Source organism: Variovorax sp. P1_H12_2 (assembly GCF_056405335.1).
The window spans coordinates 1-9,813 of sequence record NZ_JBFUCI010000238.1 but is presented as its reverse complement, the minus strand read 5'-3'; the positions used below and the strand labels follow the sequence as shown (position 1 = coordinate 9,813).

General features: G+C 68.6%; 11 protein-coding genes and 1 pseudogene. 10 read left to right on the top strand and 2 right to left on the bottom strand.

The features are described 5' to 3' along the window. Positions 1–1,288 (bottom strand): AMP-binding protein (locus tag AC1D2K_RS21670; RefSeq protein ID WP_478090889.1); only part of this gene is annotated, 1,288 nt, incomplete at its 3' end. A gap of 186 nt (positions 1,289–1,474) precedes the next feature. Between AC1D2K_RS21670 and AC1D2K_RS21665 the strand changes: the two are divergent. The 4 genes and pseudogenes from AC1D2K_RS21665 to AC1D2K_RS21650 form a co-directional block, all read left to right on the top strand. Then, a pseudogene (locus AC1D2K_RS21665) lies at positions 1,475–1,906 on the top strand (OsmC family protein); the annotation flags it as partial. A 64-nt stretch (positions 1,907–1,970) separates the two neighbouring features. Beyond that, positions 1,971–2,936, top strand: a complete 966-nt coding sequence (locus AC1D2K_RS21660; RefSeq protein ID WP_478090888.1) for a Bug family tripartite tricarboxylate transporter substrate binding protein — start codon at positions 1,971–1,973, stop codon at positions 2,934–2,936. A 120-nt stretch (positions 2,937–3,056) separates the two neighbouring features. Next, positions 3,057–4,079 (top strand): NAD(P)H-dependent flavin oxidoreductase, encoded by a 1,023-nt coding sequence (locus AC1D2K_RS21655; RefSeq protein WP_478090887.1) that lies wholly within the window; start codon positions 3,057–3,059, stop codon positions 4,077–4,079. A 20-nt stretch (positions 4,080–4,099) separates the two neighbouring features. Beyond that, positions 4,100–4,558, top strand: a complete 459-nt coding sequence (locus AC1D2K_RS21650) for a GAF domain-containing protein (protein WP_478090886.1) — start codon at positions 4,100–4,102, stop codon at positions 4,556–4,558. 218 nt (positions 4,559–4,776) lie between these two features. On the opposite strand, the gene AC1D2K_RS21645 is transcribed toward AC1D2K_RS21650, so the two are convergent. Then, on the bottom strand, positions 4,777–4,935 hold the full coding sequence (locus tag AC1D2K_RS21645; protein ID WP_478090885.1) for a hypothetical protein: 159 nt from the start codon (positions 4,933–4,935) through the stop codon (positions 4,777–4,779). Positions 4,936–5,222: 287 nt separating this feature from the next. On the opposite strand from AC1D2K_RS21645, the gene AC1D2K_RS21640 reads away from it, so the two are divergent. The 6 genes from AC1D2K_RS21640 to AC1D2K_RS21615 form a co-directional block, all read left to right on the top strand. Beyond that, positions 5,223–6,014, top strand: a complete 792-nt coding sequence (locus AC1D2K_RS21640) for a transporter substrate-binding domain-containing protein (RefSeq protein ID WP_478090884.1) — start codon at positions 5,223–5,225, stop codon at positions 6,012–6,014. Between the two features lie 93 nt (positions 6,015–6,107). After that, positions 6,108–6,770: an amino acid ABC transporter permease gene (locus AC1D2K_RS21635; protein WP_478090883.1), complete on the top strand. Its 663-nt coding sequence runs from the start codon at positions 6,108–6,110 to the stop codon at positions 6,768–6,770. Positions 6,771–6,777: 7 nt separating this feature from the next. After that, positions 6,778–7,431, top strand: coding sequence for an amino acid ABC transporter permease (locus tag AC1D2K_RS21630; RefSeq protein ID WP_478090882.1), 654 nt, complete (start codon positions 6,778–6,780; stop codon positions 7,429–7,431). Continuing rightward, positions 7,415–8,215 carry an amino acid ABC transporter ATP-binding protein gene (locus tag AC1D2K_RS21625; RefSeq protein WP_478090881.1) on the top strand — a complete coding sequence of 267 codons (801 nt, stop codon included), beginning with the start codon at positions 7,415–7,417 and terminating at the stop codon, positions 8,213–8,215. Before AC1D2K_RS21630 ends, AC1D2K_RS21625 begins: the two co-directional genes overlap by 17 nt. A gap of 104 nt (positions 8,216–8,319) precedes the next feature. Next, positions 8,320–8,838 carry a DUF1439 domain-containing protein gene (locus tag AC1D2K_RS21620; RefSeq protein ID WP_478090880.1) on the top strand — a complete coding sequence of 173 codons (519 nt, stop codon included), beginning with the start codon at positions 8,320–8,322 and terminating at the stop codon, positions 8,836–8,838. A 149-nt stretch (positions 8,839–8,987) separates the two neighbouring features. Further along, on the top strand, positions 8,988–9,813 hold an 826-nt coding region (locus tag AC1D2K_RS21615; RefSeq protein WP_478090879.1), incomplete at its 3' end, for a glycerophosphodiester phosphodiesterase.

Below are 9,813 nucleotides of genomic sequence, written 5' to 3'. Positions count from 1 at the left end.
AGGCCGCCGCCGTGGCGTCGGGCCGCTTCCAGTAGCCCTGGAACACCTCGGGCCCGTGGATGATGATCTCGCCCGATTCGCCGACCGGCATCTCGATCAGCGTGTCGGGGTCGACCACGCGCGCATCGGTGCTCATGTAGGGGATGCCCAGGCACTGCTGCTTGGGGTTCTCGAAGGGGTTGGCGTGCGAGGGCGCGGCAGTCTCGGTGAGGCCGTAGCCTTCCTGGTACTTGAGGCCGAACTGCTCGTACAGGCGCTGCGCCACGGCCTGCGGCATCGCGGCCCCGCCGCCGCCGATGTAGCTCAGGCTGCTCAGGTCGTAGCTGGCGAAATTGGGGCTGGCCATCAGGTCGATGACCATGGTCGGGATGTTGGTCCAGCTCGTGACCTTGCGGCGCGAGATCAGGCGCCCGGCCACGTCGCGGTCCCAGCGCGGCATGATGACCAGCGTGCCGCCGACCAGCACCGTCGTGTGCATCATGCTGACCACGCCGGTGATGTGGAACATCGGCACCACGGCCAGGACCACCACCTCGGCCGAGCCCAGGCCCCACAGCTGGCTGGCGCAGGCGTTGTGCATCAGGCTCGAATGGTGGTGGACGCAGCCCTTGGGCAGGCCGGTGGTGCCGCTGGTGTAGGGCAGCAGCGCCATGTCGCCGGCACCCACGACGTGCTCGGGCGGCGCATGGCCGGCGCCCAGCGCATCGGTCCAGGTCATGACCGCGCCGCCTTCCAGGGCCGGCATGGGATGCCGGGTCAGCAGCCAGTCGCGCCAGGCCGGCGCCGGCGCCTCGTCGCCCGTGACTTCGGGGTCGAAGGCATCGGTGAACTGGGTGACGATCATGTGCGCCAAACGATCCTTGGGCTCCAGCGCATTGCTGGCCTTGGCCAGCTCGGGCGCCAGGTCGCCGGTGGTGATCGCGAACTTCGCATCGGGGTCGGTGATGTAGTGCTTGAGCTCCTCGGCACGGTTCATCGGATTGACCGGCACCACGACCGCATTGGCGCGCAGGATCGCGAAATGGGCGATCACCAGCTGCGGGCAGTTCTGCATGTCGAGGATCACGCGGTCGCCGCGCCGCACGCCCAGGGCATGCAGGGTGCCGGCGAGCCGCTCGGCCTGCGCCGAGAACTCGGCGTAGCTGATCTCGCTGCCGAAGAAGACCAGCGCGGGCTTGGCGGGATAGCGCGCGGCGTTGACCGCCAGGTTGTGCCACAGCGACGTCGCCGGCACGGTGATCGAACGGGGCAGGCGCTGGGGCCAGAACTTGTAATGCGGGCGATCCATACAGTCTCCTAAGTGCGTGCGAGCCTACGATGCTCCGTGACCTTGCCGCATCGGGGAAGCCCCGACGCGCGTCACCTGAGCGACTTCGGCCACAGGGCCGGCGCGACTACCGCCATCGACCGACAGACGCGGCGCGCGATCTGCCGTAAAAGGGCAGGCTCTCCACCCATTCGAAAAGGAGCTTCCATGGCCGCAGACAAGCACGCAAGCGTTCATTGGGAAGGCGCCGGCAAGACCGGCAAGGGCCTGATCAGCACCGAGACCGGTGCGCTGAAGGATTTCCCCTACGGCTTCGCGAGCCGCTTCGAGGACGACAAGCGCGGCACCAACCCCGAGGAGATCCTGGGCGCGGCGCACGCCGGCTGCCTGACGATGGCCTTCGCCTTCGCACTCGAAGGCGCCGGCCTCACGGCAACCTCGATCGACACCCGGGCGGCCGTGCGCCTGGCCAAGGACGGTCCGGGCTTCAGGATCGACCGCATCCAGCTCGAACTCGAGGCCGTGGTGCCGGGCATCGACGAGGCGAAGTTCCAGCAGCTCGCCACCGGCGCCAAGGAAGGCTGCCCGCTGTCGAAGGCGCTGGCCAGCGTGCCGGAAATCACCTTCAAGGCGACGCTCAAGTCCYGAAGCCCGGCCGCGGCAGGGGCGCTGTTTATGATCTCCTCGCAACGAGGAGACACCCATGAACATCGCCCGCAAAGGCATCGCCGCGCTGCTGTGGCTGACGGCCTCGGCCGCCGCCCTGGCAGCCTTTCCCGACAAGCCCATCAAGGTCGTCATCGGCTTCCCGGCCGGCGGTCCGCTCGACCAGCACGCACGCCTGCTCACCGACCGGCTGCAGGCGGTGCTGGGCCAGCCCGTGATCGTCGACTACAAGCCGGGCGCCGGCGGCTCGGTCGGCGCCGAGGCGGTGGCCAAGAGCGCGCCCGACGGCTACACGCTGATGCTGGCGAACACCGGCGTGGCGGTGATCAACGGCGCGCTGTACGCCAAGCTGCCCTACAACACRCTGCGGGACTTCACGCCGATCGCACGCACCGCGATGCAACCGCTCGCGCTGCTGGTGACGCCCAAGCTGCCGGTGAGCGACCTGCGCCAGTTCATCGACTACGCCCGCGCGCGCCCGGGCCAGATCAACTACGGCTCGGCCGGCAACGGCGGCATCAGCCACCTGGTGCCCGAGATGTTCAAGAGCGCCACCGGCCTCTTCATGGTCCACATCCCCTACCGCGGCAGCGCGCCGGCCTTCACCGACCTGATGGGCGGCCAGGTGCAGTTCATGGCCGAGTCGATCCCGCAGGCGGCCAACTACCACAAGCAGGGCAAGGTGCGCGCGCTGGCCGTGACCAGCGCGGCGCGCAACCCGGCGCTGCCCGACGTGCCGACCGTGATCGAGGCCGGCATCAAGGGCTTCGAGGTGGTCGGCTTCTACGGCTTCCTGGCGCCCGCGGGCACGCCCAGGGAGGTGGTCGCCAAGCTCAGTGACGCGTTCAGGCAGGTGCTGACCAGCCCCGAGGTGCGCGAGCGCATGGTGAGCCAGGGTGCGGACCCGGCCTTCCTCGGCAGCGAGGATTTCGCCCGGTTCCTGGCGGCCGAAACGCCGCGCTGGGACAAGGCGGTGAAGGCTTCGGGCGCCAAGATGGACTGAGTCGCGCAGCCGGCGACCTCCCCCGGATTGGGGATGGCAGGCATCCCGCGCTTCGGTCGCTCGCTTCCAGAAACGCGATCCGGCCACTAAGCTGAGGGCTTCCATCCGAGGGAAGTTCGCATGCAACTCCAGACTGCAGTCACGCGCCTGCTCGACATCGAGCACCCCGTCCTGTTGGCCGCCATGGACCTGGTGGCCGATGCGCCTCTGGCGGCGGCCGTCACCCGCGCCGGCGGCTATGGCTTCCTGGGAGGAGGCTACGGCGAGGAAGGATGGCTGCGGCGCGAACTCGCCGCACTCGTGCCCGCGGCCAGAAAGACCAACCGCCCGTTCGGCGTCGGCTTCATCACCTGGAGCCTGGCGCGCCAGCCCCGTCTGCTGGACATCGCGCTCGAACAGGGCCCGAGCGCCGTCTGGCTGTCGTTCGGAGACCCGGCGCCGTTCGCGCCACGCATCAAGGCCGCGGGCGCGAAGCTGGTGTGCCAGGTGCAGACCGAGGCGATGGCCCGCCAGGCGCTGGACGCAGGCGCCGACATCCTGGTGGCCCAGGGTGCCGAGGCCGGCGGCCATGGCGTCAGCCGCGGCAGCCTGGCGCTGGTGCCGGCGCTGGTGGACCTCGCGGGACCGGAGGTGCCGGTGGTGGCGGCCGGCGGCATCGCCGACGGGCGCGGCCTGGCGGCCGCCCTGATGCTCGGCGCCAGCGGCGTGGCCCTCGGCACGCGCTTCTATGCCACGGTCGAGGCGGCCGGCTTCGACGCCGCCAAGCGCCGCATCGTCGAGGCAAGCGGCGATGACAGCCTGCGCAGCATCGTCTTCGACATCTCGCGCCGCAACGTCTGGCCGGCGCCGTTCACGGGCCGATGCCTGCACAACGATCACCTGCGGCGCTGGGCCGGGCGGGAAGTCGACCTGATGCGTGCGCTGGGCACGGAAGGCGAGCGATACGCCGCAGCAAGAGCCTCGGGCGACTTCGACACGGCCGCCGTGATCGCGGGCGAGGCATCCGGCCTGATCCACGACGTCCCGCGCGCCGGCGAGCTGATCCGTCGCCTGGTCGAAGAGGCCGCCGGGTTGCTGGGCGCGGCGCCCGACTTCCTGGCGGAAAACAGCCGGCAGTCCCTGGCGTCGATCGAGGCGAGGTAGCGCCTGCGCAACGACGCGGCATGGCCATGGCTCGCGACCTGCAGGCGTTCTCTGCCGTCCTCGATGCCGAGGGGCCGTTGCAGGCCCTGGCCTATCTCAATGCCGGCGTCCCCCATCGGTACACCGCGGTCTATCGCTTTGCCGGTCCGGTGCTGAGGAATGTCCTGCTGCACGACAAGGAGGGCAAGATGAGGCCCGAATTCCTCGCCGCGGTGCCCTTCGACAAGAGCTATTGCCAGTTCGTCCTGCGCGATGAGGCCTTCCGCACCGACGACTCGTCCGCCGACGCGAGGCTGGAAGGCCACGCCTACCGGGAGGTGGTCGTCTCCTATCACAGCGTCCCCTTGCTCTCCCTGGCCGGTGACCTGTGGGGCACGCTGAGCCATTTCGACCCCGCGCCTCTGCCTCTGTCCGACGAGGAGTTCGCGCTTCTCGAGGGAGCAGCGAAGCTGCTGGCCCCCGTGCTGGCCGATATCTGATCAAGGCCTACACCTTTAGTGCGCTTCCATCGCGCGCAGTCGGTAGTAAAAATGGGTTACATGGAGTCCTTGCATTTTTCCCGGCGGCCCGACCCCGCGCCCGACGGTCTCTTTGGATGCCGGCGGCCCCGGTTGCCGCCCGAAGCGTCTGCGCGCAGGCAGGGCCTGCCCACCGCCGAGGAGCGCCTCCTGCGGCCGCTGAGCCCCGCCGAACTGGTTCAGATCGCCAGGGCCTGGAGGCGGCGGGGCGACGGCGCTTCGATCAGGGTTGCCGAAACGCTGGAGTCGCTGGCTGCCCGCCGGGCCCCGCCACCCCCTCCGACGCGCCTGTCGAGGCCGGCCTCGAAATCCGTGGTGCGGAGGATCTCGGAGTTCATGGGTTTGTAGCCGAAGGCATGTGAATTTTTTACACCCGAAAGGGCCGGACCGCGCGAAAATCGAGTTGCAAGTTATTGCTGCAAGTGCAATCAAGGTTCGGCCCGCCTCGTGCGGGCCTTTTTTTTTGGGGTCGCCCATCGGCGCTGGCGTCCAGGCAAGCACGCATCGTCGACACGGTGCAAGCGCAGAGGCACAGCTCTTGCATACCCGCTCCTGCGAAAGGGACGCAAGGCGGCCACGGCCGTTCCTTCACCCGACGATTCATCGACTACCCAGGAGCCCTGTCATGAAGCATCCCCAGCGCGGCATCGCGCTCGCCCTCGCCGCGGCCGCACTGCTCGCCACCGGCGTCTCGCACGCCCAGACCGCACTCGACCACGTGCTGAAGGCAAAGCTCATCAAGATCGCGGTACCGACCGACTACCCGCCCTACGGATCGGTCGACAAGACCATGACGCCGCAGGGTCTCGACGTCGAGATGGCGCAGCTGATCGCGGGCAAGCTCGGCGTCAAGGTGGAGCTGGTGCCGGTGACCAGCGCCAACCGCATCCCTTACCTCCAGACCCGCAAGGCCGACCTCGTGATCTCCACGCTCGGCAAGAACGCAGAGCGCGAGAAGGTGATCGACTTCTCGGCCGCCTATGCGCCCTTCTTCCAGGCCGTCTACGCGGCCAGGAGCCTCAACGTCAAGAGCTTCGCCGACATGGGCGGCAAGACGGTGGCCGTGACGCGCGGCGCGATGGAGGACCAGGAACTCGCCAAGGTCGCGCCGACCAGCCTGGAGTACAAGCGCTTCGAGGACAACAACGCCACCATCGCGGCCTTCGTGGCCGGCCAGACCCAGACCCTGGCCACCAGCGCCGCGGTCGCCGGCGACATGATGCAGAAGAACCCGCAGCTCGGCGCCGAGTACAAGCTGCTGCTCAAGGACAGTCCCTGCTTCATCGGCATCGCCAAGGGCGAGGAGCCGCTGAAGGCCAAGGTCAACGAGATCATCGCCAACGCCAAGAAGGACGGCACGCTCGACGCGATGGCGAAGAAATGGCTCGGCCGACCGGCCGGCGACCTGCCGGTCTGAAAGGACGAGGCCCCCATGCTCGTCACTTCGTGTACTCAACGCCCCCCGAGGGCGTGCAGTCCGCCTTGGGGCGACCCGGCGGCGGACTGAGCCATGGGCATCGAATTCGACTTCGGCGCCGTCCTCGGCCAATGGCCCCTGCTCGTCAGGGGCGTGCTGTGGACGCTGGCGCTCACGGCGATCGCGACCGTGATCGGCATGGCGGTGGGCGTGGGCTGTGCCTGGGCCCGCGCCAGCGGCCCCACCTGGCTGCGCTGGGTGGTGGGCAGCTATGTGGAGCTGATCCGCAACACGCCCTTCATCGTGCAGCTGTTCTTCATCTTCTTCGGCCTGCCGGCCGCGGGCTTCAAGCTGTCGCCCGAGGTGGCCTCGGTGATCGCGATGGTGCTGAACCTCGGCGCCTACTCGACCGAGATCATCCGCGCCGGCATCGAGGCCACGCCGCGCGGCCAGATCGAGGCCGCGGTGAGCCTGGCGCTCGACAAGGTGCAGGTGTTCACGCGGGTGGTGCTGCCGCCGGCCATGAAGAAGGTCTGGCCCGCGATGGTGAGCCAGATCATCATCGTGATGCTGGGTTCGGCGGTCTGCAGCCAGATCTCGACCGAGGAACTGAGCTATGCCGCCAACCTGATCCAGAGCCGCAACTTCCGCGCCTTCGAGGCCTTCATCGTGGCGACCGTGATCTACCTGGCGCTGTCGGTGGGTGCACGCCGCCTGTTGAACTGGGCCGGTCCCAAGTACTTCTTCGGAAAGTGAATCGCTCATGTCGGACTTTTCGCTCTGGGACATCCTGCGCAACCTGCTGCTGGCACTGCGCTGGACGGTGGCGCTGTCGCTGATCGCCTTCGTCGGCGGCGGCGTGGTCGGCGGCCTGCTGCTGTTCGCGCGGCTGTCGGGCGGGCCTGTCGTCGATCGGCTCATCGGCCTCTACGTGCAGGTGTTCCAGGGCACGCCGCTGCTGATGCAGCTGTTCCTGGCCTACTTCGGCATCGCGCTGCTCGGCATCGACGTCTCGGCCTGGACCGCGGCCTCGGTGGCGCTCACGCTCTACACCAGCGCCTTTCTCGCCGAGATCTGGCGCGGCTGCGTGGCCTCGATCCCGAAGGGCCAGTGGGAGGCCTCGGGCAGCCTGGCGCTGAGCTTTCGCGAGCAGATGCGCCACGTGATCCTGCCGCAGGCCACGCGCATCGCAGTGGCGCCCACGGTCGGCTTCCTGGTGCAGGTGATCAAGGGCACCGCGCTGGCCTCGGTGATCGGCTTCATCGAGCTCACCAAGGCCGGCAGCATGATCTCCAACGCGACCTTCAAGCCCTTCGTGGTGTTCAGCTGCGTCGCCCTGCTCTATTTCGTGCTGTGCTTTCCCGTGAGCCTGTACGCCAGGAACCTCGAGAGGAAGATCCATGTCGCTCGTCGCTGAAGCCCCCGCATCCGAAGCCGAAGCCGAACCCGCGGCCCGGCCGTCCGCCGCACCCATCGTGCGCATCACGGCGCTGCGCAAGTCCTATGGCAGCAACGAGGTGCTCAAGGGCATCGACCTCGAAGTCAAGCGTGGCGAGGTGATCGCCATCATCGGCAAGAGCGGCTCGGGCAAGAGCACGCTCCTGCGCTGCATCAACGGCCTCGAGGTGTTCCAGGAAGGCTCGCTCACAGTCGACGGCAAGCCGCTGCTGCACGAGAGCGCGATGGCCATGCGCGAACTGCGCCAGCATGTGGGCATGATCTTCCAGAGCTTCAACCTGTTCCCTCATCTGACGGTCGGGCGCAACGTGATGCTGGCGCCGACGCTGGTCAAGAAGCGCAGCCGCATCGAGGCCGCCTCGCAGGCGCGCAAGCTGCTCGCCCGCGTCGGCCTGGCCGAAAAGTTCGATGCCATGCCGGACCAGCTCTCGGGCGGCCAGCAGCAGCGCGTGGCGATCGCCCGCGCGCTGGCGATGGAGCCGGCGGTGCTGCTGTGCGACGAGATCACTTCTGCGCTCGACCCCGAACTCGTGGGCGAAGTGCTGCGGGTGGTTGAATCGCTCGCGGTCGAGGGCATGACGCTCCTGATGGTGACGCACGAGATGAGTTTCGCCCGCAAGGTCAGCGACCGCGTGATCTTCATGCACCAGGGCCGGGTGCACGAGATGGGGCCGCCGGCGGCGTTGTTCGGAAATCCGCGCACCCCGGAGCTGCAACAGTTTCTTTCATCGTTGCACGATTGAGGTTTCGCGGCCGGGGAACCCCCGGCCTGTGGCAAGCTCCGAGCCGTATGCCACTCCGCCCGCTTTCCTCCCGTCGACGGCTGCTGCGCACCTTGTTGGGCGTCGTGGCCCTTCCCGCCCCGCTCGCCGCGCTGGCCGGCTTCAATTTCTTCACCAGCGAATACACCGCCAGCCGCGATGAATTGCAGGCGCAGGTAGCCAAGCGCTTCCCGGTTCAGCAGCGCTATGCCGAGATCTTCACGGTGGCGCTGCGCGACCCACAGCTGTCGCTCGACGCCCGCAACAACCGGGCGGCGATCACCGCGGTGCTCTCGATCGCCAGCCCGCTGCTGCGGCCGCCCTCGGTGGAGGGCCTCGTCTCGGTGAGCAGCGCACTCAAGTACGACCCCGCTGCGCGTGCCGTGCGGCTCGACCGGCCGCAGGCCGACCGGATCGAACTGCAGGGCCTGACCGGCCGCGATGCCGAGCGGCTGCAGCAGATCGGCGCGGTGGTCGCCCAGGAGCTGCTGCGCGACCAGCCGCTGCGCACCTTCAAGCCCGAAGAGCTCACCGTCGGGCGCAAGACCTACGAGATCGGCGACATCACGGTCCAAGAAGACGGCATCACGGTGGTACTGAAATGACTCCCCCCCGGAGCGCCTGCGGCGCCTCCCCCTCGAGGGGGCGATACCAGCGGCCCGGCAAAGCCGGTTCCGCGCTATCTCTTGCTCTCCCCCTGCCTGGGCTGACTCGCACTTCGCGCCGCTTCGCACTCGGCCTCGTCTCTTCGGCCATGTTGATCGCCGGGTGTGCGGCGCCCCCCGCCGCCACGCCACGCAATGTCGATCTGCAGGCGCACCGCGGCGGCCGCGCGCTGGCGCCCGAGAACACGCTGAGCGCGTTTTCCCACGCGATCGAGATCGGCGTCACGACGCTCGAACTCGACATCGGCCTGAGCGCCGACAACGTGGTGGTCATCTCGCACGACACGGTGCTGAACCCCGACCATACGCGCGATGCCCGCGGCGACTTTCTCAAGGCCAAGGGACCGTCCATCCGCTCGATGACGCTGGCGCAGTTGCAGACCTACGACGTCGGCCGGATCGATCCCGCGAGCAGCTACGGCAAGCCCTTCCCCAAGCAGCTCTGGGCCGATGGCGAACGCATTCCGACACTCGCCGCGCTGTTCGCGCGCGTCAATCAACTGGGCGCGACCGCGGTCCGCTTCAACATCGAGACCAAGCTGGACCCGGGCCGCCCGGAAGAAACCGCATCCCCCGAACAGATGGTCCGCGCCCTGCTGGCCGAGATCGACAAGGCCGGCATGGCGCAGCGCGTGACGGTCCAGAGCTTCGACTGGCGCTCTCTGGCCCTCGTCGGCCGCGACGCGCCGGGGCTGCCGCGCGCCTATCTGACGAGCGCCCGGACGCTCAAGGACAGCCGCTGGACCGCGGGCTTGAAGATCGAGGACTTCGGTTCGGCGCCCAAGCTCGTGAAGGCCGCGGCCGGCGACGGCGGCGGTCCGGTGATCTGGTCGCCGGCCTACGGTGAGCTCACGCCGGCGCTGGTGCAGGACGCCCATGCGCTCGGCCTGGCCGTGCTGCCCTGGACCGTGAACC